The organism is Arthrobacter sp. T572, from assembly GCF_056780115.1.
Genome location: NZ_JBRAZQ010000002.1, coordinates 3,703,773 through 3,725,435, shown reverse-complemented (window position 1 = coordinate 3,725,435; position 21,663 = coordinate 3,703,773). Strand labels below are relative to the sequence as shown.

The 21,663-nt window shown below is 64.7% G+C and carries 19 protein-coding genes and 1 riboswitch; of the genes, 8 read left to right on the top strand and 11 right to left on the bottom strand.

Annotated features, from left to right (window positions below):
* Positions 1 to 55: 55 nt before the first annotated feature.
* Positions 56 to 790 carry a siderophore-interacting protein gene (locus ACUYMZ_RS18455; RefSeq protein WP_481605163.1) on the top strand — a complete coding sequence of 245 codons (735 nt, stop codon included), beginning with the start codon at positions 56 to 58 and terminating at the stop codon, positions 788 to 790.
* Here ACUYMZ_RS18455 and ACUYMZ_RS18450 read toward each other — a convergent pair whose 3' ends face one another.
* Together ACUYMZ_RS18450 and ACUYMZ_RS18445 are read right to left on the bottom strand one after the other, a co-directional pair.
* Entirely contained in the window at positions 791 to 1,276 is a 486-nt protein-coding gene (locus ACUYMZ_RS18450; protein WP_426004380.1) for a hypothetical protein, read from the bottom strand.
* Positions 1,273 to 2,220, bottom strand: a complete 948-nt coding sequence (locus ACUYMZ_RS18445) for a DUF6973 domain-containing protein (RefSeq protein WP_481605161.1) — start codon at positions 2,218 to 2,220, stop codon at positions 1,273 to 1,275. The genes ACUYMZ_RS18450 and ACUYMZ_RS18445 overlap by 4 nt, the downstream gene beginning before the upstream one ends.
* A 223-nt stretch (positions 2,221 to 2,443) precedes the next feature.
* On the opposite strand from ACUYMZ_RS18445, the gene ACUYMZ_RS18440 reads away from it, so the two are divergent.
* Both ACUYMZ_RS18440 and ACUYMZ_RS18435 read left to right on the top strand, forming a co-directional pair.
* Positions 2,444 to 3,967 (top strand): UDP-N-acetylglucosamine 1-carboxyvinyltransferase, encoded by a 1,524-nt coding sequence (locus ACUYMZ_RS18440; protein WP_481605159.1) that lies wholly within the window; start codon positions 2,444 to 2,446, stop codon positions 3,965 to 3,967.
* 134 nt (positions 3,968 to 4,101) lie between these two features.
* Entirely contained in the window at positions 4,102 to 5,295 is a 1,194-nt protein-coding gene (locus ACUYMZ_RS18435) for a glutamate--cysteine ligase 2 (protein WP_481605157.1), read from the top strand.
* A 226-nt stretch (positions 5,296 to 5,521) separates the two neighbouring features.
* Here the strand turns inward: ACUYMZ_RS18435 and ACUYMZ_RS18430 are convergent, their stop codons facing one another.
* The 4 genes from ACUYMZ_RS18430 to ACUYMZ_RS18415 form a co-directional block, all read right to left on the bottom strand.
* On the bottom strand, positions 5,522 to 6,730 hold the full coding sequence (locus tag ACUYMZ_RS18430; protein WP_481605154.1) for an O-succinylhomoserine sulfhydrylase: 1,209 nt from the start codon (positions 6,728 to 6,730) through the stop codon (positions 5,522 to 5,524).
* Between the two features lie 2 nt (positions 6,731 to 6,732).
* Positions 6,733 to 7,143 (bottom strand): rhodanese-like domain-containing protein, encoded by a 411-nt coding sequence (locus tag ACUYMZ_RS18425; RefSeq protein ID WP_426004374.1) that lies wholly within the window; start codon positions 7,141 to 7,143, stop codon positions 6,733 to 6,735.
* Positions 7,140 to 7,406, bottom strand: a complete 267-nt coding sequence (locus ACUYMZ_RS18420) for a DUF1737 domain-containing protein (RefSeq protein ID WP_426004373.1) — start codon at positions 7,404 to 7,406, stop codon at positions 7,140 to 7,142. Before ACUYMZ_RS18420 ends, ACUYMZ_RS18425 begins: the two co-directional genes overlap by 4 nt.
* Positions 7,407 to 7,419: 13 nt before the next feature.
* Positions 7,420 to 7,532, bottom strand: a riboswitch (SAM riboswitch).
* 78 nt (positions 7,533 to 7,610) lie between these two features.
* Positions 7,611 to 9,314, bottom strand: coding sequence for a SulP family inorganic anion transporter (locus ACUYMZ_RS18415; RefSeq protein WP_481605151.1), 1,704 nt, complete (start codon positions 9,312 to 9,314; stop codon positions 7,611 to 7,613).
* Between the two features lie 129 nt (positions 9,315 to 9,443).
* On the opposite strand from ACUYMZ_RS18415, the gene ACUYMZ_RS18410 reads away from it, so the two are divergent.
* From ACUYMZ_RS18410 to ACUYMZ_RS18395, 4 genes are read left to right on the top strand one after another with little or no spacing between them, the layout of a single operon-like run.
* Entirely contained in the window at positions 9,444 to 10,772 is a 1,329-nt protein-coding gene (locus ACUYMZ_RS18410) for an NtaA/DmoA family FMN-dependent monooxygenase (RefSeq protein ID WP_481605149.1), read from the top strand.
* A 2-nt stretch (positions 10,773 to 10,774) separates the two neighbouring features.
* A complete protein-coding gene (locus ACUYMZ_RS18405; protein ID WP_481605147.1) occupies positions 10,775 to 12,316 on the top strand; it encodes an aromatic amino acid ammonia-lyase in 1,542 nt (513 codons plus the stop codon).
* Positions 12,313 to 13,356 carry a PLP-dependent cysteine synthase family protein gene (locus ACUYMZ_RS18400; RefSeq protein ID WP_442424501.1) on the top strand — a complete coding sequence of 348 codons (1,044 nt, stop codon included), beginning with the start codon at positions 12,313 to 12,315 and terminating at the stop codon, positions 13,354 to 13,356. Before ACUYMZ_RS18405 ends, ACUYMZ_RS18400 begins: the two co-directional genes overlap by 4 nt.
* Before the next feature lie 24 nt (positions 13,357 to 13,380).
* Positions 13,381 to 13,863, top strand: a complete 483-nt coding sequence (locus ACUYMZ_RS18395) for a carboxymuconolactone decarboxylase family protein (protein WP_481605145.1) — start codon at positions 13,381 to 13,383, stop codon at positions 13,861 to 13,863.
* A gap of 121 nt (positions 13,864 to 13,984) precedes the next feature.
* Here ACUYMZ_RS18395 and ACUYMZ_RS18390 read toward each other — a convergent pair whose 3' ends face one another.
* The gene (locus ACUYMZ_RS18390) at positions 13,985 to 15,448 is read right to left on the bottom strand and encodes an amino acid permease (RefSeq protein ID WP_426004366.1); all 1,464 of its coding nucleotides are present in this window, start codon (positions 15,446 to 15,448) and stop codon (positions 13,985 to 13,987) included.
* Between the two features lie 235 nt (positions 15,449 to 15,683).
* The gene (locus ACUYMZ_RS18385) at positions 15,684 to 16,625 is read right to left on the bottom strand and encodes an aminodeoxychorismate lyase (protein ID WP_481605141.1); all 942 of its coding nucleotides are present in this window, start codon (positions 16,623 to 16,625) and stop codon (positions 15,684 to 15,686) included.
* Positions 16,626 to 16,710: 85 nt separating this feature from the next.
* On the opposite strand from ACUYMZ_RS18385, the gene cls reads away from it, so the two are divergent.
* Entirely contained in the window at positions 16,711 to 18,183 is a 1,473-nt protein-coding gene (cls, locus tag ACUYMZ_RS18380) for a cardiolipin synthase (RefSeq protein WP_481605140.1), read from the top strand.
* Between the two features lie 3 nt (positions 18,184 to 18,186).
* Here cls and ACUYMZ_RS18375 read toward each other — a convergent pair whose 3' ends face one another.
* The 3 genes from ACUYMZ_RS18375 to ACUYMZ_RS18365 all read right to left on the bottom strand — a co-directional run bounded on the left by ACUYMZ_RS18375 (position 18,187) and on the right by ACUYMZ_RS18365 (position 21,574).
* Entirely contained in the window at positions 18,187 to 20,292 is a 2,106-nt protein-coding gene (locus ACUYMZ_RS18375) for a chorismate-binding protein (protein WP_481605137.1), read from the bottom strand.
* Positions 20,289 to 20,837: a low molecular weight protein-tyrosine-phosphatase gene (locus tag ACUYMZ_RS18370; protein WP_426004361.1), complete on the bottom strand. Its 549-nt coding sequence runs from the start codon at positions 20,835 to 20,837 to the stop codon at positions 20,289 to 20,291. The genes ACUYMZ_RS18375 and ACUYMZ_RS18370 overlap by 4 nt, the downstream gene beginning before the upstream one ends.
* Positions 20,838 to 20,935: 98 nt before the next feature.
* The gene (locus tag ACUYMZ_RS18365; RefSeq protein ID WP_481605135.1) at positions 20,936 to 21,574 is read right to left on the bottom strand and encodes a TetR/AcrR family transcriptional regulator; all 639 of its coding nucleotides are present in this window, start codon (positions 21,572 to 21,574) and stop codon (positions 20,936 to 20,938) included.
* Positions 21,575 to 21,663 lie beyond the last annotated feature (89 nt).

The window sequence follows — 21,663 nt, the reverse complement described above, 5'->3', positions numbered from 1 at the left end:
ATAGGTGGGGTTGGTCCGGTTCGCAAAATCGGCGCCCTTCGTGAAGGAGTATTGCTTGAAACGCAGTTGGGAAGGCGTCGTCCTGAAGGTAATGGGCGCCAAGGACTTCACGCTCCATGTCACCGGGCGGCAGGAGATCACGCCGGATTTCCTGCGCATCCACGTCCGCGACGGAGGACTCCTGTCCAGCGTTGGCCTGCACCCCACGCTGTGGATCCGCCTGTGGTTCGACGACGCCGGCAAAGGGCACCAGCGCGCCTACACCGTGGTCAATGCCGACCCCGTGGCGGGAACCTTCAGCATGGACTTTGCCATGCACGACGGACTGGCTGCCGACTGGGCACGCTCCGTGCAGCCCGGGACCACGATCGAGGCCACTGTCCAGGGCAGCGCCTTCGCGTTTCCGGACACCGCGCCGCGCCGCATCTGGGTAGTGGGCGACCCTGCTTCCCTTCCCGCCATCAACTCCCTGCTGGACGAACGGAATGCCGTCTTGGGGACTGCCGCTCCCGTGACGGCGTGGCTTGAGTACCAGCACGACGCCGACCCCTCGATTGAGGTGCGCGCCTCAACGTCCGACGTCGTCACCTGGGTTCCGCGCAAACGCGACGGTGACGCTCTGGTTGAGGAAGTTGTCCTTGCCCTGACCGCCGATACCGTGTCCGCCGCCGAGGACTTCTTCTGGATTGCCTGCGAAGCGTCCAGCACCCGGGCCATCGTCAAACACCTGCGGAAGGTACTGGGCGTGGACAAGCACAGGATTGATGCGCTGGGGTACTGGCGGGCGTAGCTACTCCCGCCAGTTCAAGAAGCCTTTTCCGCCATCCGGGGGCGTGAGGATTACCTCGCGGCCATACTTCTTTTTCGCATCCTCGCCGAAAAACGCATCCGGAATGATGCGCACGGCCTTCGTGACTTTCCCGTCCTTCAGGAAGACGAACAGTGCCGGCGAGGCCGTGTAGCGGTTCTCCTTGGTCAGGGGTTCGCCGAACGCGGCTTCGATGTCCTTGGCGGGGGTGCCCTCCATGACGAAACCGGCCTCGTCCCAGTCAAAGTCGGTGGCGTCTGCCAGCTTGAGGGCGGTTCCGTTGGTGGCGGACTCAAGGACCTGGCTGTTGAGCTTTTCGTTGGATTCGGGCATGACGGAACCTCCCAGTGAACAGGCGCCCAGGGCGCAGGTCAAAACAACTAAGAGCAGCCCGGCGAGGGCTGCCATGGCGGTGGTTGCCGGCGACCGGCGTCGTAGTCCTGCTGCCGGTCCCATCAGAAGCCTCACGACGTGGTCCTCGACTCGTCGTTGAACTCGGGATCCTCGCCCGGAGCCGGCGGTGCGTTGCCGGCGTCGCCTGTCTGGTCCATGGGGACCTCGTTGGAAGGGTGCGGCAGGAGGTCCTGTCCCACCACCACCGTGTCGCCGTTGCGGACGGCTTCCTCCACAAGGTCGGCCAGCTCCTCCGCGCCGGCGTCCGGGTGGGCGATGGCGATGTTCCGGCCTACCTCGTTGTTGTACAGGTCCATGGCCTCACGGGGTGCCGGGTTGCCGGGAAGTTGCTCATGGGCCGTCGCGTAGTCCTCGGCCCAGGCGGCCCCGAACTCCTGCACCATCAGGGCATTCCAGTAGGCGTGGCGGAAGGCGTCGTTCTGGTCATCGTTCCGATCCTCGCTGGGGAAACGCTCGTCCGCAACGCTGAAGGCGTCGTCGTGGATGCCTTTGAACGCGTTCATCTCCAAGGGTCCCAGGCCATTGAGCAGTTCGGCCTCTTTCCTGGTGACTTCGCGCTGGTCCACCACCAGGCGCAGCGGGTCCCAGTCTCCTGGCCAGCGGGTGGTCTCGGCGTCGCTGACCTGGTATTTCTCAAGGATCTCTTCAGGGGTGGGCATTCCTGGGTTGGCCGGAGAAGCTGCCGTGGAGATGCTGCCACTGCCTTGGCTTCCGGCGGGGATACCGCTATTGCCTGTCGACGCCGTGGACTGTTCTTCCGCGTTGGTGAGCACCGCTGTGGACGCCGCCTGAATGCCGAGGGAGGTCTTGACCAGCAAGGGGCGGAGGCTCGACTGCCATTCCCCGGCAAACCGCTTGGCATCCTGGCCCTGCCAGTGGCCGCCCTGCCCGATGACCGAATCCAGCTCCCGGGCCTTCGAAGCCAGGAGATCGGCTCCCTTTGCCAGAGCCTTGGACAGTGTCTTGAGCTGATTGATGTCTGCGCCGTAAAAAGGCATGTTCCCCCCTTGAACCGTGCTGTCCATGCTGGTCCAGTGACTGGCTGGAACGCAATGGGGAGTTCTTCCCGCAACCAAGCCACCCGCCCCGGGTACCGTGGCTGACTAACGGAAGCGCCGCCGTCGTGCTTGACATATCGCACCGTTCGGGTACGGCGTGACCTTAACCGCAAGAATCGCGGAATGTCCACCACTTCTAACTCATTTGTGATATTTCTTGAGTATGACGCAACCTACCGCCGAACACGTAGGCCTCCTGCTCCGCAACGCGCGCAGCGACAAAGGCTGGACGCAGGGGCAACTGGCCTCGGAGCTGGGAACCAGCCAGAGTGCCATCGCCCGGATGGAACAGGGCAAACAGAACCTCAGCCTCCGCATGATCGAACGAATCGAGGCTATTTTTGGACGACCGATCGTGAAAGTCGGAAAGCCCCAGATGACCCACCTCCGGGTGGAAGGCGGCCGCACGCTCTCCGGGGAAGTGGATGTCAACAGCAGCAAGAACGCCGGTGTGGCACTCCTGTGCGCAAGCCTGATCAACCGTGGCACCACCACCTTGCGGCGCCTGGCCCGGATCGAGGAAGTCAACCGGATCGTGGAAGTGCTCACGTCGATCGGCGTCGAATGCACCTGGCTCAACGGCAGCGACCTCCGCATCCGCCGCCCCGAGAACCTGAACCTGGACCTCATGGACGTCGACGCTGCCCGCCGTACCCGCAGCGTCATCATGCTGCTGGGCCCTTTGCTCGACCAGACCAACGACTACCTCCTGCCGTACGCCGGAGGCTGCGACCTCGGCACACGCACCGTGGAACCGCACATGCAGGCCCTGCGTGAGTTCGGCCTGTCCGTCGAGGCGAAATCCGGCTTCTACTCCGTGGCTGCGCCGCCGGCCGATGGGCAGGACCGCTCCTTCGTCCTGACCGAACGCGGCGACACCGTCACCGAGAACGCCATCATGGCCGCGGCCCACCGCGAGGGCACCACCGTCATCCGCAACGCCAGCCCCAACTACATGGTCCAGGACCTCTGCTTCTACCTGCAGGGCCTGGGGGTGGAAATCCAGGGCATCGGAACCACCACCCTGCGCATCACCGGCCGTTCCAGCATCGACGTGGACATTGAATACTTCCCGTCAGAAGACCCCATCGAGGCCATGAGCCTCATCACCGCGGGCATTGTGACCAATTCCGAAGTCACCATCCGCCGGGTACCCATCGAGTTCATGGAGATCGAACTCGCGACCCTCCAGCAGATGGGCCAGGAACTGGTGGTGTCCGGCGAATACATGGCACGCAACGGCAGGACCCGGTTGGTGGATGTCACCACCAAACCGTCTGTTCTGCGCGCTCCGCAGGACAAGATCCACCCCATGCCGTTCCCGGGCCTGAACATCGACAACCTGCCCTTCTTCGCCGTGATCGCCGGTAACGCGGAAGGCCAGACCATGATCCATGACTGGGTCTACGAGAACCGCGCCATCTACCTGACAGAGCTCAACAAGCTCGGCGCCCAGGTGCAGCTCCTTGACCCGCACCGGATCTACGTGAACGGCCCCACCAAGTGGCGCGCCGCTGAGGTCGGCTGCCCGCCGGCCCTGCGCCCGGCTGCGTGCCTGTTGCTGGCCATGCTCGCCGCGCGCGGAACCTCCGAGCTGCGCAACATCTACGTCATCGAACGTGGTTACGAGGACCTGGCCGAGCGGCTCAACACCATCGGGGCCAAGGTGGAGTACTTCCAGGACTAAGGCAGCGCACCCGTTTCCGCCATTCGCGCCCCACGTACGCCTGGGCGCACCCGTTTCCGCCATCCGCGCCCGGTCCATTGGGGGCGGACGGCGGCAGGGGGTGCGCACCAGGATAGCTAAGGGCAGAATGAAGCATGCGGACTTTCGGGGTTGAGGAAGAGTTGCTCATCGTCGATCCTGTGACGGGAGCGCCGCTGGCCCTCGCGGACGCACTGCTGGCGGGAACTGATCCCGTGGAGCCGGGCCTGGGCCTGAGCCACGAGTTCAAGCTCGAACAGATCGAAACGCAAACCCGGCCATGCCATACCTACGCCGAGCTTCTTCCGCAGATCCGGCGTGGGCGCAACATGGCCAACCAGGCCGCCAGGAAACACGACGCCCGTATTGCCGCCCTGGCCACCTCGCCCCTGGAGTCCGGGACGCACACCACGCCCGATCCCCGGTTCGCCGAGATGCTGGAACGCTTTGGGCTCACGGCCCATGAGCAACTGACCTGCGGTTTCCACGTGCACACCTCCGTGGAGTCGCCGGAAGAGGGCGTGGTGGTCCTGGACCATATCCGGGACAAACTGGCCGTGCTGACGGCGATCAGCGCCAATTCCCCGTATTGGCGCGGCCAGCACAGCGGCTTCGACAGCTTCCGGACCCAGGCCTGGAACCGCTGGCCGACGTCCGGTCCGTCAGCGGTGTTCGGTTCGCTGACCGCCTACCGGCGGATGGTCAAGCGGTTGCTGGAAACCGGCGTCATCTTGGATGAGGGCATGATCTACTTTGATGCCCGCATCTCCCGCAACCATCCCACCGTGGAGATCCGGGTCGCCGACGTGTGCCTCCGCGCCGAAGACGCGGCGCTCATTGCCGTGTTGGTGCGCGCCTTGGTGGAGACGGCGACCTTGGAAATGCTCGACGGCGTGGATCCCGCCTCGGTGCCCACGGCCCTGCTCAGGATGGCCAGCTGGCAAGCGAGCAACACCGGTCTCCGCGGGGACCTCCTGGACTTCGGCGACTTCCGTCCCCAGCCTGCCGCGGACGTTGTGTGGGCCCTGGTGGACTACCTCAGCCCGGTCCTGGACGACCAAGGGGAGCTGGAACTGGTCAAGGCAGGCATTGCCGACATCCTTGAGCGGGGCAACGGGGCTCAGGAACAGCGCGCAGCAGCGGACCGGTTCAGCACCCGTTCCGCCGGTGCCGGCTCTCCGGGAACCCCGCCCACCACGGAAGTCCTGACCGCCGTCGTCGGGCATGCCGTGAAAGTCACCACCCGCGGCACCTCAACCGACGCGCACAAGGAACCGGCGCCGCTGTTGACCAGGGTCCGGAGAGCTTAGGGGCGCTCTTCGGCCGGTTCTTCCCACGTCATCAGGTACGCTCCGGCCACCCCCCCCGGTGATCCAACGGCCTTCTTCCGCCAGCAGCATGCGAAGCCGCTCCGCAGCATCAGCGGTGAGGTACACCCGCTGGACCGGGGAGATCCCCAGGAACCAAACCGCCGTACCGGAAACAATGACTGCTCCGGCACGGCGATAAGGGCGGTTCCCGCTCATGGCATGAAGGTTAGACCTGCTTGAGCGCCTTTTCCAGATCCAAAATCAGGTCGTCCACGTCTTCCAATCCAACGGACAACCGGACCACGCCGTCGGACAGTCCAATGGCGGCCCGTCCCTCCGGTCCCATGGCCCGGTGGGTGGTGGTGGCAGGGTGCGTGATGAGGGACTTGGCGTCGCCCAGGTTGTTGGAAATGTCGATGACCCGCAGGCCGTCCAGCAACGCAAAGGCGGCTTCCTTGGCGCTCCGCCCGGAGGACGGTGACAGTTCGAACGTCAGTACGGTGCCGCCGGCTTTCATCTGCTTGGTGGCGAGCTCATACTGCGGGTGGGACTTAAGCAACGGGTACTTGACCCAGTTGATGGCCGGCTGCTGCTCGAGCCATTCGGCGATTTTCAAAGCCGATGCGGAGCTGTGGTTCACGCGCAGCCCGATGGTTTCAAGGCCCTTGGTGAGGACCCAGGCGTTGAAGGCGGACAGCGACGGTCCGGTATGCCGCATGAGCTGCTTGACGGGGCCGTCAATGAACTCCTTGGTGCCCAGGATCGCTCCACCCATCACGCGGCCTTGGCCATCGATGTGCTTGGTGCCCGAGTAGACGATCACATCGGCGCCCAGCTCACCGCAGCGTTGCAGCAGGGGAGTGGCAAAGACATTGTCGACGACCACAGTCGCCCCGGCGGCATGTGCCAGTTCGCTGACGGCAGCGATGTCCACGATTTCCTGCATCGGGTTGGACGGTGACTCGAAGAAGACGGCCGTGGTCGGCTCGGAGAGCGCCGCGCGCCACTGGTCCAGGTCCGGGCCGTCGACGAACACTGTTTCCACGCCCCAACGCGGCAGGATTTCGTTCAGGATCACAAAGCAGGAACCGAAGAGTGAACGGGCGGCAACCACGCGGTCGCCGGCTGCCAGCAGTGCGCCCAGTGCGGTGAAGACTGCAGACATGCCGGACGCCGTGGCAAAGCAGGCCTCGGTTCCTTCAAGGAGCCGCAGCCGTTCCTGGAACGTGGCCACGGACGGGTTGCCGTAGCGCGAGTAGACAAAGCGTTCGTCTTCGCCGGTGAACGCCCGTTCTGCTGCTGCAGCGGATTCGTAGACGAAGCCGGAATTGAGGAACACCGGCTCGGCGGTTTCCTGGAAGTTGGTACGGTCGAGTCCACCGCGGACGGCCTGGGTGTCAGCGCTCCAGCCGGCGGCGTCAGGATTGAAAGTCACTTTTAGTCGGTCCCCAGGTTGGTGGGCAGGCCACGGTTCTTCCAGCCGTTGACGGTGCGTTCCCCGTAACGGTCAGGTTCGCCCTCGAAGCCTTCCAGGACGTTGTAGGACGTGAATCCGGCCTGCGTTGCGGCGATGGCGGCGGAGATGGAGCGCTGGCCCGAACGGCAGATGAACAGCAGTTCAACGCCGTCAGCCTCGGGAGCCTGCTGCTTCAGGTCGTCGATGAAGGTCGGATTCGGGATGCCGCCGGCGAGGTTCCACTGGATGAACAGGGGATCATTCTCCGTGGCCTTGGTGTCAGGGATGCCGATGTGGGCCCATTCGCCCTCGGTCCGGACATCAACCAGGATGGCGCCGTCCTTAAGCTTGGCCCACGCATCCTGCGGGGTCAGGTCACCTGCGTAGCTCATGCGTGTCCCTCGAATGCTTCTTCGTCTTCGTCGTTTTCCAGTTGGTCCACGGCGTTCGCGACGGCGGCATCCGCACTTGCGATCGCGGCGGGCAGGACGATGGCTTGCGCCACAATCACGTCCGTGCCGTTGAAGGTTGCGGACGGGCTGCCGTGCAGCACATAGCCTTCGGCGAGGGCGTTGCTGATGCGCTCGCAGAATTCGCGGGTATCCGGGCCCGTGATCAGGCGGTAGGCGAGTTTGTCGTCAGTGGGTTCTGGCATTCGTGGTGCTCCTCAGTCACGCTTGCAGTTCGAAGTGTCGATACGCCGAGTAGTCACCTGAGGCACCCCGCCGCGGGAGAGGGTTGCCGACCAGCAAGTCAGGGCTTAACGCTGGTGCTCATTACTCAAGAAAAACGTAACATCCGTGGACGTTCACCTGCATTTGTTGCGGGCATGGCAGCCGTCATGTTGCGTAACCGGTGCCTACTTGTGGTCCTGTCCGGCCAGTTCACGGACCGCCGCACCAACTGTCGAATAGAAGTGGTCAGGAGTGAAGCGGGCAGCCGTGCCCAGCTGGACCAGCTTGTCCTTGACCGGACCCTTCAGCTCGGCGAACACGAGGTCCACGCCCCGTTGGGCCAACCATTCGTCCAGCGTGACAAGGTCGTCCAGGGCTGTGGTGTCGATCCCGGTGATGGGCTCGGCAGCGAGGATGACGTGCGTGATGTGGTCCTCGGCCTCGTCCAGTTCTTCCCGGACGAAAGTGGCCAGGACCTGCCCGTTCCCGAAGAAGAGGGGTGCATCGAACCGGAGGATCAGGAGCCCGGGGATCCTGTCGCCTTCCGGGTGGCGTGCGAGGTCGTGGTATCCGGGGCGGCCCTCCTGGGCGCCGAGCTCCGTACGGTAGGGATTCCATGCCCGCCGCACAAAATCAAGGAGGGCCAGGGCGATGGCCACGAGGATTCCCTGCAGCACGCCAACCAGGAGCACTCCAAGGAACGCCGCCAGCATGACCACGGATTCGCTGCGGCTCATGCGCAGCAGGCGCCGCACTCCCGCGGGATCGGCCAGGGCGACCGCGGCGGCGATCACCACGGCCGCCAAGGTGGCCGACGGCAGGAATTCGGTGACTCCGGGCGCCAGGAGCATGAAGGCGAGCACCAAGGCCGCTCCCACGGCACCCGTGAGTTGGGACTTTGCCCCGGCATCCACCGCAACAGGTGTCCGGGAACTGCTGCCGCAGATGGGAAAGCCACCCAGGACACCCGTTGCTGCGTTGGCTGCACCCAAGGCAGCCATCTCCCTGTTGCCGGAGATCCTCTTCCCTTCTTTCGCTGCCAGGGACTGGGACAGTACTCCGGTGTCAGCGAACGCCATGAGGGCGATGCCGGCCGCCGCCGGGACCAGGGCAAGGGCGTCGCCCCACGTGATGCCACCAAGCGCTGGAGCCGGCAGGCCCTGGGGGAGCGCCCCTGTTACCTTGACGGTATCGCCCAGGTCCAGGAAAGCCGTGGCCAGGCAGGAAGCGACCACGGCCAGCAGGACTCCGGGAACCTTCCATTTCAGGCGGCGCGGAATCCAGATCAGTGCCAGCGAGCCCAGTCCGAGGGCGACGGCGGCAAGGTTGGTGCCTCCGTCCATGACCTGGGTGTAGGCGCCGGCCAATTTCTCCCAGATCGAGTCGCCTTCTGCCTCAATCCCCAGGAAGGCGGGAACCTGGGACAACCCCACGTACAGGGCAAGCCCGTTGAGGTAGCCCAAACGGATGGGTTTTGAGAGCAGGCCGGTGATGGTCCCCAGGCGGAGGACTGAACCCACGAGCATGATGCCGCCGACGAGCAAGGCCAGCAGGCCCGCAAGTGCCACGGATTTCTCGCTGCTGCCCATGGCCAAAGGCATGATGGCTGCCGCGATCAAGGGTGCCAGGGCAGAATCAGGGCCCAGCACCAGGATCCTGGAAGGACCCACGATTGCGTATACCAGCAGGGGGACGACCGTTGCGTAAAGACCGGTGACAGGCGGGAGTCCTGCCGCCTGCGCGTAAGCCATGCCCGCAGGGACCAACAGGGCAAACAGTGCTGCGCCGGCAATCAGGTCATGCCGCAGCCATTCCCGCTTGTAGCCCTTCAGTGCCCAGGCGCCCAACAACCGGTCCCTCACAGATCGGGCGAACGTGGGCGCACTCATACAGAGATCATTCCGGACCCTGCCGTTTTCCGGAAGCCGGGCCGTGCTGCAGGCACTTCACATGTGACGCCACGGGAGCATAATTGACGCAGTACGACCCCCTGTAACTTCGCATGAAATCAGGTCGCGGTGAACGGACACAGCAGTTCTACACTCAAGCCCATGCTTCATTTTGGTTGGTTCGTGGGACACGGCTTCGGAGTCCAGGGGTGGGGAACTCCGGGGTACAGCCTGGGTTACGACTGGAAGAAACCCGCGTTGTACCAGGAGGCCGTGCGTGCCTTCGAGAGATCCGGCCTGGACCTGTTCATCATCGAGGATTCCCTCACAGTCCCGGATACGTACGGCGGCACCGCGGAAGTATCCCTTGCCCATGCCTCTTTCGCCCCCAAACATGATCCGCTTGCCCTGGTCCCGTACCTGCTCTCCGCCACGGAGCACCTCGGGATTGTCCCGACGGTCAGCGCGTCCTTCTACCCGCCCTTCACCGCGGCGCGGCTGCTGGCCACACTCCAGCATTTCTCCGAGGGCCAACTGGGATGGAACGTGGTCACCTCCGGCAGCGACCTCGCCGCGCGGAACTATGGCCTTGACCAGCAGATCGAACATGACCTCCGGTACGAAAAAGCGGAGGAATTCGTCGACGTCGTCAGGCGGCTGTGGCGGAGCTGGGAACCGGACGCCGTGCTGGAGGACGTTGAGGCCGGTCGGTTTGCCGACCACACCAAAGTTCACCCGATCAACCACGACGGCGAATTCTTCAAGGTCCGCGGTCCGCTCAACACAGCGCCGCTGCCGGAAGAGCCGGTGCTGGTGCAGGCGGGCGCCTCGCCCCGGGGCAAGGCCTTCGCCGGAGGCCACGCCGATGTGGCGATCGCCCTGGCCCGCGGCGTGGACGGCATGAAGGCCTACCGGGACTCCATCCGGGCTGAGGCCGCCAAGGCGGGCAGGAACCCCGACCATGTCAAGGTACTTTTCGTCCTCAAGCCCACCGTGGTGGGATCTACGGCAGAGGCCGAGGACCTGCGCGCCCAACGCAGGGAGCTGACGCAGCGGGACATCGACAGCCAGCTCAACTCGATCTCCTACCTTTCCGTCATTGATTTCAAGCAGTTCGACCTCGACGCACCCTTGCCCGAGCTCACCACCAACAGCAACCAAGGCACCCTGGAGCACTTCTCCAAGGCAGCACCTCCAGGCTCCACGCTGCGCCAGATCCTCCAGGCCCGAAGCGGCGGCGCCGGGGACTCCATCATCGGTACAGCCGCGGAAATCGCGGACTATCTGCAGGAAACAGGCGAGGCAGTGGGCGGTGATGGCTTCCTGTTTTCCGGCTTCGTGGATCCCGTGACCGTGCATGGCGTCCTGGACAAGCTCACTCCCGAGCTGCGCCGCCGCGGTGTCTTGAGGACCAGTTACGGAAACGGTGGCTTCCGGCAAAACCTCCTGGACTTCTGACGATGCCCGGGCCTGGGAAGACACTGGTCATCGGCACCTCCGCCGTGAGCGCTCCCGAGGTGGCGGAGGCAGCGGCCGATCCGACGTTTCACGTGGAACTCAACCGTGAAGCGTTGACCTTGATTCAGCAGTCCAGGGACGTGGTGGAGAAAGCCGCCGCATCGGGACAGCGTGTCTACGGACTCAACACCCTGCTGGGATCCGGGCGCGACACGGCTGTGGAGGAAAAGTCCATCCTGGCGTACCAGGTCCAAGTGGTCCGCTACCACAACAGCGGGGTCGGCGCCTACCTGGACCGGGCCGCCGCCCGTGCCGTGATCCTTGCCCGGCTCATCGGATTCAGCCGCGGCGGCTCGGGCGTCCGCCCCGAAACAGCCCGGTTCTACGCCGACCTGCTCAACAGCGGCATCCATCCCGCCATCCCGCGCGAAGGATCGGTGGGGTCATCCGACCTCACCCAGCTTGCCGCCGTCGCCGCGGTCGCAATCGGGGAGGGGGAAGCCCTCGACCCCTCGGGCGCCGTGGTTCCGGGCGCCAAGGCGCTCGCCGACGCCGGACTCCAACCGCTGGTCCTCGCTCCCGGCGAGGCCCTGGCGCTGGTCAGTGCCAACTCCTACTCCGTGGGCGCCGGAACCCTCGCCCTGGTGAGGCTGCAACGCCTGGCCGGGCTGGCCGACGTCGCGCTTTCCCTCTCGCTTGAGTCCATTGCAAGGTACGACGGCGGCGGGAACCTCAGCCCTTTTTCGCCGCCGATCCAGGCGGCCAAGGCGGTAGACGGCCAGCGGCTGTCCGCGGAGGCTGTCCGGCGCCTGTTGAGCGGTGGTTGGTTGGAGCGCGCCCGCCCCGAGGTGTCCGTGCAGGATGCCTTGTCCTTCCGTGCGGCACCGCAAACCCATGGAGCTTTCCGCGATCTGGTCCAACAGTTCGAGCGGGCGCTGGAGGTGGAACTCAACGGCCGGAGCGACAACCCACTGGCTGACGTCGGGTCCGGACTCATGGTCTCGGGTGGCAACTTCCAACCGATGCAACTGGCGCTCTCCTTTGAATCGCTCAGGCTGGCCCTGGCACATGTGGGCATTTCCAGTGAGCGCCGGATCGCCAAACTGTACCCGCCGCAACGCACCATCCGGGCCAGGCATTTGGCTGCCGCGTCGGGCGGGTCGGGCTTGGCGCAGGAGGAACTGCCCGGACTGCTGTGGTACTCGGCCGCCGGCTTGCTCGCCGAACTCAAGTTCCTTGCAGCCCCGGCAACCCTGGGCGCTCCAACCCTTTCCGCCGATATCGAGGACCACTCCACGCTGGCTCCCTTGGCGCTGCAGCAGTTGGAAAAATCTCTGGAAGCGGCCGAAAAACTCCTGGCGATCGAAGCACTCACCGGCTCCTACCTGCTGCTCGAAGCGGATGCCGCGCAGCCGCTCGGAAAGGGGACTGCCGCCGTCGTGGGCTGCCTGGCCGACATCCTGGCAGACCGGCCGCCCGCTTCCGTACTGGTGGAAAGGGCGCGGCATGCCCTGCTGGTCCGGGAGGAAGGGGAGGCACAGTGACCACGGAAGCAGCCGGGCCGGCCCATACCGACGGGCTCGAGGCCTCCATCCTGGACAAAGTGGGCCACACGCCGCTGGTGGCCTTGGAGTCACTGGGCAGGGGTCTGGGCAGCAGCATCCACGTCAAACTAGAATCCGAAAACCCCGGCGGCTCCATCAAGGACCGGACCGCTTTGAGCATGGTCCGTGCCGCCGAGGAATCCGGGGAGCTGCAGCCCGGGGCCACGATTGTTGAGAGCACCTCGGGAAACACGGGGATCGGGCTTGCCCTGATCGGCCAGCTGACCGGGCACCCGGTGGTGGTTGTCACCGGCGACTCCATCTCGCAGGAGAAACTCGACGCCCTGCACAGCTACGGGGCGCGCGTGGTGATCACCGATTGGAACGCGCCGTCCGAGTCGCCGGAGAACGCCCGGGCGGTAGCGGCGCGCATCACTGCGGAGACCCCCGGGGCCTGGCGTCCAATGCAGTTCGACAATCCCGCCAACCCCTTGGTCCACTACCGCACCACCGGGCCCGAAATCTGGGAACAGACGGGCGGGCTTGTGACTCACTTTGTAGCCGGAATTGGTACCGGCGGGACCATCAGCGGCAACGGCCGGTACCTGAAGGAGCGCGTGGCTGCCGAACGGCCGGGAGGCCACGTGGAAGTGGTCGCGGCAGATCCCCATGGCTCGGCCTACAGCGGCGGGCATCCCGGTAACATCCTGGTGGACGGCGTCGGCAACTCCTGGCCTGAAGCGGAATGGCCCAAGATTTTCGACCGGTCGATCGTGGACCGGTTCCTGCGGATCCCCAATGATGAGGTGTACACCACCGTCCACCGGCTCCTGGATGAAGAGGGGCTTGCGCTGGGTCCGTCGTCGGGGCTCATCGTGGCCGCAGCCCTCCGTGTCGCGCGGGCCGCACCAAGGGGGTCGGTGGTGGTGGCGATTGCTCCCGACGCCGGAACCAACTACCTCAGCAAAGCCTTCAACCCTGTCTGGCTGGCAGAGAACGGCATTCGCCTCACGGCGGACATCCCCGCCCCCGGCGAGTGATCCTCGGTGCGTTAAGCTCCACGTATGCCCGAACAGGAACCAGCGCACCGCCTTGCCGGTTATCTGGACAAACAGCAGCCCGAACTGTACTCAACGCTGAGCCACTACTCCCAGCAACTGGTGGACGAGGCGGACAGGCTTGGGGTCCCCCGCCGGACCCTGGAGCTCATCAATTATCTGTGCTCCCAAATCAACGGCTGTGCCTTTTGCCTGGACCTGCATCACCGCCGGGCGCTGAAATACGGCGAGACCGAGCAGCGTCTGTCCTTGGTGCCCGTCTACCGTGAAGTCCAACTGTTCGAGCCCTACGAGGTCGCCGCCATGGAGATCGCAGAGCAGATCACCCGCATGAGCACGTCGCGGCCCACCTTTGAACTCTTCGAAAAAGCCCGGCTGCATTACACGGATGCCCAGATCAGCGTGATCTGCATGGCGGCGATCGGCATCAACGCCTTCAACCGCCTCTCCATCCTGAGTGAGCACCCCGTCCGGGCGGCCAGGAAGTAGTCCAAGCACGCCTGGGGCGTACCGCCACCACCTTCTTTGGGCCCACAGCCAGCTCGAGGCCAGGATTTTCCCGGCGTGTTGGGTGTCCGTCGGCTCAAAGTTGGTGGTGGCGGCACACCCCCTAGGGTGAAACCTTTTCCGTGGCAGGCGAGGCAAGCTTCCGCCGTCGTCCGTACTTGAAGTGGAAGAACGCATAGCAGGCACCCACGAACGGAATGCCGAACAACAACGCAGCCACCTGGTTGGGATCGAAGGCGATACCTATGAGGGACACCACGCAGAGCGCGAACGCAAGGATCGGAACCAGCGGGAACAGCGGCGCCCGGTAGGGGAGCGATGCAAGATCACCGCCGTTGCGGACAAAAGTTCGCCGGTACACGAAGTGCGAGGCCACGATGGACATCCACACACCCACCGTGGCGAAACCGGCTATGGAGACCAGCACCAGGTAAACGGTGGCGGGTGCCACGATGCTGCTGACCAGGGAGGCAAGGCCACCGAGCATGCTCACACAGAGCGCCACGAGAGGGATTCCGCGCTTGGTGAGCTTCTTGAAGGCCTTGGGGGCGTGGCCTTCGTCGGCCAGCGAGAACAGCATGCGCGCGCAGGAGAACAGGCCGCAGTTACCGGCTGACAGCAGCGCGGTGATGATCACGAAGTTCATGATGTCCGCCGCGAACGGGATGCCCAGCATGGAGAACACCGTGACGAACGGGCTCTCATCCACGCTCACTTTCTCGTAGGGGATGGTGGCGGCGATAACCGTGATCGCCCCGACGAAGAAGATCATGAGCCGGATGACAGTGGTCCGCATGGCCTTGGGGATGTTCGCGCCCGGGTTGGCTGTTTCGCCGGCGGCGACGCCGATCAGCTCCGAGCCGGAGAACGCGTAGAAGACCGCCAGGCAGGTCACGAAGACACCCGTGAAGCCGTTGGGGAACAGCCCTGCATCCGTGGAGAAGTTCTCGGTCAGCGACGGGTAGCCGCCCTCGGCGAGGGGGTGGAAGCCCAGCAGGGCAGCGCCGCCCAGGATGATCAGGCCGACGACGGCGGCGACCTTGATCAGTGCGAACCAGAACTCCGATTCACCGAAGACACGCGATGAGATGGCATTGAGGGTGAACAGGACCGTGGCGAAGACGAAGCACCAGATCCAAACGTCAACGCCCGGGAACCACCGCTGCATGAGCAGGCCGGCCGCTGTGAACTCCGACCCCAGGGCCACCGCCCAGCAGAGCCAATACAACCAGGCCGTGGCAAAGCCGGTGGCCGGCCCGATGGTGCGGGCAGCATAGATGTGGAATGCCCCTGAAACGGGGAATGCGACGGCGAGTTCCCCCAGGCACGCCATCACCAGATAGACCACCACGGCGCCGATCAGGAATGCGATGACTGCGCCGAGCGGGCCGGCGGTGGCGATGGTGTAGCCCGAGCTGACGAACAGGCCTGAACCAATGACGCCTCCCATGGCGATCATGACCAGGTGCCGGGCCTCCATGGACCGGCGGAGGCCTGATGAGGCGCCCTCTTCAGGCTGCGCCTCAGGTGCCGATACCTCGGCTTTGAGTGGGGAGCTGTGTCCCATGTTCCCTCCGGGAAGTAGACAGCAAAGTCTTGGAAGTGCCGTGCCGTTGGAGTGATCCAACTAACACGAAGACAAGATTCATCACACGACAAACACCCATTTCAAGGAGGATAAGAAACCCCTCGCATAGACGGGCGGGCACCCTGAGCGAGACTAAGATTTCCTTATCTGCAAGTCATGCGAGCAATTACTCTGCTTTCGACCTGCTAAGTTCCAAGCGGAGCTTCTGCAAGGATTACTCGATGCCGGCGAACAACTCGTTGAGTTCAGCCGTGAGCTGCTTGCGGACGGCTGGTGATCCGATCTCGTGGCCGTTGATGTGGTTCACCGGTGCGATCAGGCGAATGCTCGAAATCAGCCACACGGCGTCGGCGTCAAAAAGGTCCTGCGGAACCAGCGGGCCGTAGCCAAGCTCCCAGCCGGCAGCTTTGGCGGCCGCGAAAAGCGCGCCTTGCGACGTGCCCGGAAGGATGCCGCTGTCCAGTTGGGGAGTGATCAGGCGACGCACCGTGCGGACTGAACCTTCGCCGTCGTCGACTGTTTCCAGGTGGGCCAACAGCACAGTGGACGTCGGCCCCTCCAGGACGCGCCCGTCTGTGGAGGTGAAGATGGCGTCATCGGCACCCTGCTTGTGCGCATAGCGCAGCGCGGCCATGTTCACGGCATAGGAGAGCGTCTTGGCGCCCAGCAGTAGCCAGGGTGCGCGCTCGCCGGCTTCGGTGTCGAAGCCCCGGTCCAGAAGTACGACGTCGATACCCGTCTCCCGCTGCCGGCGGCTGCCCGCGGGTGAAGGCGAAGCCTGGACCCAGCACGTGGGGCTGGCTGCACCTTCCACGCCCCGGGTCACCAGGAGCTTGACGACGACTTCGTCTTCTTCGGGAGTAGGCGCGGGGTGGGCGGAACGGAACTCGGTGATGGCAGTGTCGATGGCCCTGCGCCAGGCATCCTGCTCCGGAACGGCGAGGTCCAACGCCGCGGCCGAGCTGCCCAGCCGGTTCAGGTGCGCCTGCACTTTGCGCGGCTTGCCCTGGACGGCCAGTAGCGACTCGAACACGCCATCACCACGGGTGGCACCGAGGTCCGTTGCCATGAGCTGGGGCTGGCTGGAGTCGGCGACGCGGCCGTTGGGGAGGGCCGGATCCAGGAAAACAAGGACCGTAGGGGCAGGTGAAGTCATGTTCCAAGCTTAGTGGCGCCCTCCACCACGGGCGGGCGGATAGGCTGAGGTCACTGTTTGTATTCGGACCGTGGGGGTTTGTCGAGTGCTTTTTCCGTTTCCGTTTGGCCCCGAGTGGACGTGGCTCGTGGGTGTCTGGGCCATCGCGGAAGTCATCATGCGGATCGTGCTGCTGGGCATCATCCCCGGCAACCGCCGCCCCACCACTGCCATGGCCTGGCTCCTGGCCATCTTCCTGATCCCGTCCCTTGGCTTCGTGCTTTTCCTGCTGTTCGGAAATTTCAAGCTTTCCAAGCGGCGGAGGGAGCAGCAGGAAGCGGTGAACCACCGGGTCCGTTCCGTCACTTCCGAGCTGGCGGATCCGGCCAGCGAATATTCCGGTCCCGAATGGGTGCGCTCGGCAGGCGAACTCAACCACCAGCTGGGCTCGCTTCCCATGGTGGACGGCAACAAAGTGGAACTGATTCCGGGCTATGACGAGTCACTCAAGGCCATGGCGGAAGCCGTCCGCGGTGCCAAGGAATACGTCAATGCCGAGTTCTACATCATGAGCAGCGATTTCATGACCGACGAACTGCTCACGGAACTGGAGAAGGCCGCAGAACGCGGTGTCACGGTACGGCTGCTCTTCGACCACATCGGCACCCTCCGCATCAAGGGCTACCGGCGCTTGGTGCGCAGGCTCAAGGCGAGCAAGATCCAGTGGAAGCCGATGCTCCCGCTGCTGCCCATCCACGGACAGTGGCGGCGCCCGGACCTGAGGAACCACCGCAAGATCCTGGTGATCGATGGTGTCCTGGCGTTCACTGGCTCCCAGAACCTGATCGAGCCCTCCTACAACAACCCCAAGCACCGCAAGGTTGGCCGGAAATGGGTGGAGCTCATGGCACGGCTGGAAGGTCCCATTGTGCCCACGCTCAACGTGGTGTTCGCCACCGACTGGCTGAGCGAAACGGACGAGTCGCTGGAAGAGCAGCTGCGGTTGCCCACCGGGCCGAACCCCGGGCACGTCACCGCGCAAGTGGTCCCGAGCGGTCCCGGGTTCTCCACGGAAAACAACCTGCGCCTCTTCAACACCCTGATCTACTCCGCCCAACACAGGATTTCCATCTGCAGCCCATACTTCGTGCCGGACGATTCGCTGCTGTACGCCATCACCACGGCAGCCCAGCGCGGGGTGGACGTGGAACTGTTCGTCTCGGAGAAGGGCGACCAGTTCCTGGTGCACCACGCTCAGCGCTCCTACTACGAGGCCCTGCTGGAGGCCGGTGTCCGGATCTACCTCTACAAGGCCCCGTACGTCCTCCACGCCAAGCACTTCACGATCGACGACGAAGTAGCCGTCCTGGGCTCCAGCAACATGGACATGCGGTCCTTCTCCCTGAACATGGAGGTTTCGGTGATGTTGCTGGGCGCTGAGACGGTCAACCTCATGCGGGCCGTGGAATCGACCTACCGCGAGGTCTCCACGGAATTGACCCTGGACGACTGGATGCACCGGCCACCACTGGCCAAGTATGTGGACAACGTGGCGCGGCTGACTGCCACCCTGCAGTAACCCTCAGGAGGGGAAGTCCGCCCCCAGCGTAGAGAGCACCCCGTACGCCTTGGTCCGGATTTCCTCGTATTCTTCATCCGCCACGGAGTCCGCAGTGATGGCTCCCCCCACGCCAAGGGTGAGGGTCCGCCCCTCGGGCGCTTCAGGGTTCACCACCAGCGTGCGGATCACTACGGCAAGGTCCGTCGCGGCGTTCATGGAGAAATACCCCACGGCGCCCGAATACATTCCGCGGGGCCCGGACTCAAGACGGTCCAGGATGTCCATGGTGCTGATCTTGGGCGCGCCGGTCATGGAACCGGCAGGAAACGCGGCGGCGACGGCTTCAGCCCTGGGAGCCCCCGGCCGAAGCTGTGCATCCACGGTGCTGACCATCTGGTGGACCGTGGCATAGCTTTCAATCGCGCAGAGGCGGCTCACGGTGACGGACCCCGGCACGGCGTAGTGACTCAGGTCGTTGCGGAGGAGGTCCACGATCATGATGTTCTCCGCACGGTCCTTGAGTGACTCCTCGAGCTCATGCCGCAAGCGGATGTCTTCGGCGTCATCCTTGGACCGGCGGCGGGTGCCCTTGATCGGCTCGGCCCGAATGCCGCCGTCGGACAAGATCCTGAGGAAGCGCTCCGGCGAGGTGCTGGCCGCCACGAGCCCGCCGAACTTCAGGTAACTTGCGAAAGGCGCGGGGTTGCGGCGACGCAGTGCCAGGTAGGTTTGCCACGGGTCGAGGCCCGGGTCACCGGCTTCAAGGGTGGTGGTAAGGCAGACCTCGTAGGAGTTGCCTTCGCTGATTTCGTGCTGGGCGTCGGCGATCTTCCGCTTGTAGTCGGTAGCGGAGTCGCGGCAGGTGAACCCGGGGATGGAACCAACGACGGCGGATGGGGCACCGGCGGTGACCGGCCGGCCGGCGGCGCGGCGGCCGGAGGCGGGGTGGGTTGTGGCCGGGTGCACACCGGCACTTTCGCTGCTCGAAGCAGCCGCCACCGAGGCGCGTGCCGCGCTGAACCATTGATCGGCGTCGGGGGCGTCCAGGGCCAGCAGCCACACGGCGCGGTCGCGGTGGTCCAGCACCACGGCGCGCCCCGCGAAGAGGAGGGCCGCATCCGGAGTAAGGGAGCGGACATCGTTGCCGCCGGTTTCCCGCTTCAGCTCATAACCCAGGTATCCAAGCCAGCCCAAGGTGAACTGGCCGTCGTAGCCCTCGGGAGCGCGGACTGCCTTGCGCCCCCACACGGAGTCGAGCCAGCGGAAAAACGGCCCCGACGTTTGGGCCGTAGCGGATCCGGCAGTCACCAAAGTAGTCCCGGACCGGTGCTCTACAGACTGTCCGAACGCGCCGCCGTCGTCGGCCAGGATGCTGAAGCGGCTCCGGGCAGCCGCCTGGGTTCCACCGGTGATCGCGGTGGCGTAGTTGGACGAATCCAACCACACCGCGTTGGCGGAGCGGCCGTACAGCGAGCCGAACAGCACGGCGGGGTCGGGGGCGGCATCGATCCGTTCGGACCTGAGCCGGAGGCCGCGGCGGGCGCTGAGTTCGGGAGCCAGGACGGCCGAAAGTGCGGGCAAGTACGGCATGGCGTTGAGGACGTCGGTCGGCGCGCTGCCGTCCGCGCGGTTCAGGACCCGGATGTCCGCATGGTCACCCACGGGGTCCGTGGCCAGCCAGTCATCCTCCTGGGCAGCCCAGGTGTCCCAGTAGGGCTCGTAGGTGCTTCCGTCCCGCTCCAAAGCACGACGGCGGCGCTCCTCGCCTGTCGCTTCGACCCACACGACGACGTCCAGCATGGGCCGTGCGGCGGCAGAAGCGGCCCCGACACCTTCCACGATCACGATCTCGGCGGGCTGGGTGACCTGGTGGTGCCCATCGCCGTGGCGCTCCCAGTCCCAACTGGTCCATTCGGCGGCCAGGTTCCGGCTCAAGGGTGTGAGGACGGTGGCAACGTAGCGTTCGATGCCCGGGGCAAGGCCGTTCCAGCCGGGGTAGATGTCCTCAAGGTGGAACATGGACACCTTGTGGTGCTCCCGCAACCGGGCCGCCAACTCGACGGCCAGCGTGGTCTTGCCTGCTCCGGAACGCCCGTCGACAGCAATGATCACGGGTGCAGGGGTCATGACATAGAGGTTACCTGCTGGGGCTGGTTGGCTTGTCCGGCGATTGCTTCCTTGACGTGCCGCACAATTCCCGGGATGGCCGCGTGGATGAGCGTCCAGGTGTTTTCGAAGTCCGTGTGTCCGCCGTACCAGGGGTCTTCGATGCCCAGGTCAAGGGTGCTTTTGCCAGTCATCCGGGGGTCGAAGCTGCGGAGCATCCGGACCTTGCCCAGCGATTCGTCGTCCGGAGCGCCTTCCTGCAGCCACCCGAAGTGGTCCACGTCCAGGGCAAGGATAAGGTCGCGTTCGGCGAACCATTCCCGCCGCCATTCCCGGGCGAGGTGGTCTTCGGAAGCGATGTGCTGGGTGGTCAGGATGCGGGCTGCGCGGGGGTCGATTCCGTGCCCGACTTCGTAAGCCGTGGTTCCTGCGGAATCGACGTCCACAAGGTCGGCGAGCCCTTCCGCGGCGAAGGCTTCGGTCAGCATGAGGGCCGCCATGGGGGAGCGGCAGATGTTTCCTGTGCAGACCGTAATGATGCGGTATGGGCTCGTCTTTGAGTACATTCTGCAAGCATGGTTGATGGCACCCCTCTTTGGCTAGGGCGCCACTCCACAGGAATGTCATTTTCGGTGTCGAATCTGTCACATTCGACGTTTGGGCGTCAGGCGCTGTGCGCGGGTAAGGCTCCGGCTTCCGCAGCATCGGCTGCTTTCGCCGCTTCGGCGGCCAGCGCTGCGGCCGCCAGGTAGACGGTACGCACGACGGCGGCGCGTCGCCTTCCGATACGCCCGGGGTCATTGCCCGCCATAAGGCCGTCCAGTGCAGGCAGGACAGGGGCCGAATCGCAGAGGCTCACGATGGTGATCAGCAGATCGCCGGCATCTTCCCGCGAAACGCCGGGGAGGGCTGCGATGGTGCTGTTGACCTTGGAGGCACAGTTGGCCATGCGCTTGGGCAGTCCGACCACTTCGGTGCCCCGTTCCAGGCCTTCCCAGAACAGGAGCCGCGGAGCCGTCGCGTCCTGTTGGTGGTGGTCAAAAAGCCGGCCTGCATAATCCGCCATGGCTTCCGGGCCGTGGCCTTCGATGGGAACCTCATCCATCAGCGTGCTGAGTGCGGTGACGATCACGGCGTCGAAAAGTGCGTTCTTATTGCCGAAGTACTGGTAAATCCGCTCTTTGTTGACGCCGGCCTCGGACGCAATACGGTCGATGCGCGCACCGGCAAGTCCGCGGGCGCAGAACTCCGCCGTTGCAGCTTTCAGCAACAGCCCTTTGGTTCTTTCTGTGTCCCACGCCATAGGGTCATATTACCAGTTTCCAACTAAGTGGTTGTAATTGGATCGCGGTCCCGTTAGGGTGGTGCCAAGCCAATTGCAACTATCTGGTT

What these genes read in the sequence shown, in the direction of transcription:
- ACUYMZ_RS18445 (WP_481605161.1), bottom strand. Translation starts at nt 2,220, where the DNA reads ATGCCTTTTTACGGCGCAGACATCAATCAGCTCAAGACACTGTCCAAG.
- ACUYMZ_RS18440 (WP_481605159.1), top strand. Translation starts at nt 2,444, where the DNA reads ATGACGCAACCTACCGCCGAACACGTAGGCCTCCTGCTCCGCAACGCG.
- ACUYMZ_RS18435 (WP_481605157.1), top strand. Translation starts at nt 4,102, where the DNA reads ATGCGGACTTTCGGGGTTGAGGAAGAGTTGCTCATCGTCGATCCTGTG.
- ACUYMZ_RS18425 (WP_426004374.1), bottom strand. Translation starts at nt 7,143, where the DNA reads ATGAGCTACGCAGGTGACCTGACCCCGCAGGATGCGTGGGCCAAGCTT.
- ACUYMZ_RS18420 (WP_426004373.1), bottom strand. Translation starts at nt 7,406, where the DNA reads ATGCCAGAACCCACTGACGACAAACTCGCCTACCGCCTGATCACGGGC.
- ACUYMZ_RS18415 (WP_481605151.1), bottom strand. Translation starts at nt 9,314, where the DNA reads ATGAGTGCGCCCACGTTCGCCCGATCTGTGAGGGACCGGTTGTTGGGC.
- ACUYMZ_RS18405 (WP_481605147.1), top strand. Translation starts at nt 10,775, where the DNA reads ATGCCCGGGCCTGGGAAGACACTGGTCATCGGCACCTCCGCCGTGAGC.
- ACUYMZ_RS18395 (WP_481605145.1), top strand. Translation starts at nt 13,381, where the DNA reads ATGCCCGAACAGGAACCAGCGCACCGCCTTGCCGGTTATCTGGACAAA.
- ACUYMZ_RS18390 (WP_426004366.1), bottom strand. Translation starts at nt 15,448, where the DNA reads ATGGGACACAGCTCCCCACTCAAAGCCGAGGTATCGGCACCTGAGGCG.
- ACUYMZ_RS18385 (WP_481605141.1), bottom strand. Translation starts at nt 16,625, where the DNA reads ATGACTTCACCTGCCCCTACGGTCCTTGTTTTCCTGGATCCGGCCCTC.
- ACUYMZ_RS18375 (WP_481605137.1), bottom strand. Translation starts at nt 20,292, where the DNA reads ATGACCCCTGCACCCGTGATCATTGCTGTCGACGGGCGTTCCGGAGCA.
- ACUYMZ_RS18370 (WP_426004361.1), bottom strand. Translation starts at nt 20,837, where the DNA reads ATGTACTCAAAGACGAGCCCATACCGCATCATTACGGTCTGCACAGGA.
- ACUYMZ_RS18365 (WP_481605135.1), bottom strand. Translation starts at nt 21,574, where the DNA reads ATGGCGTGGGACACAGAAAGAACCAAAGGGCTGTTGCTGAAAGCTGCA.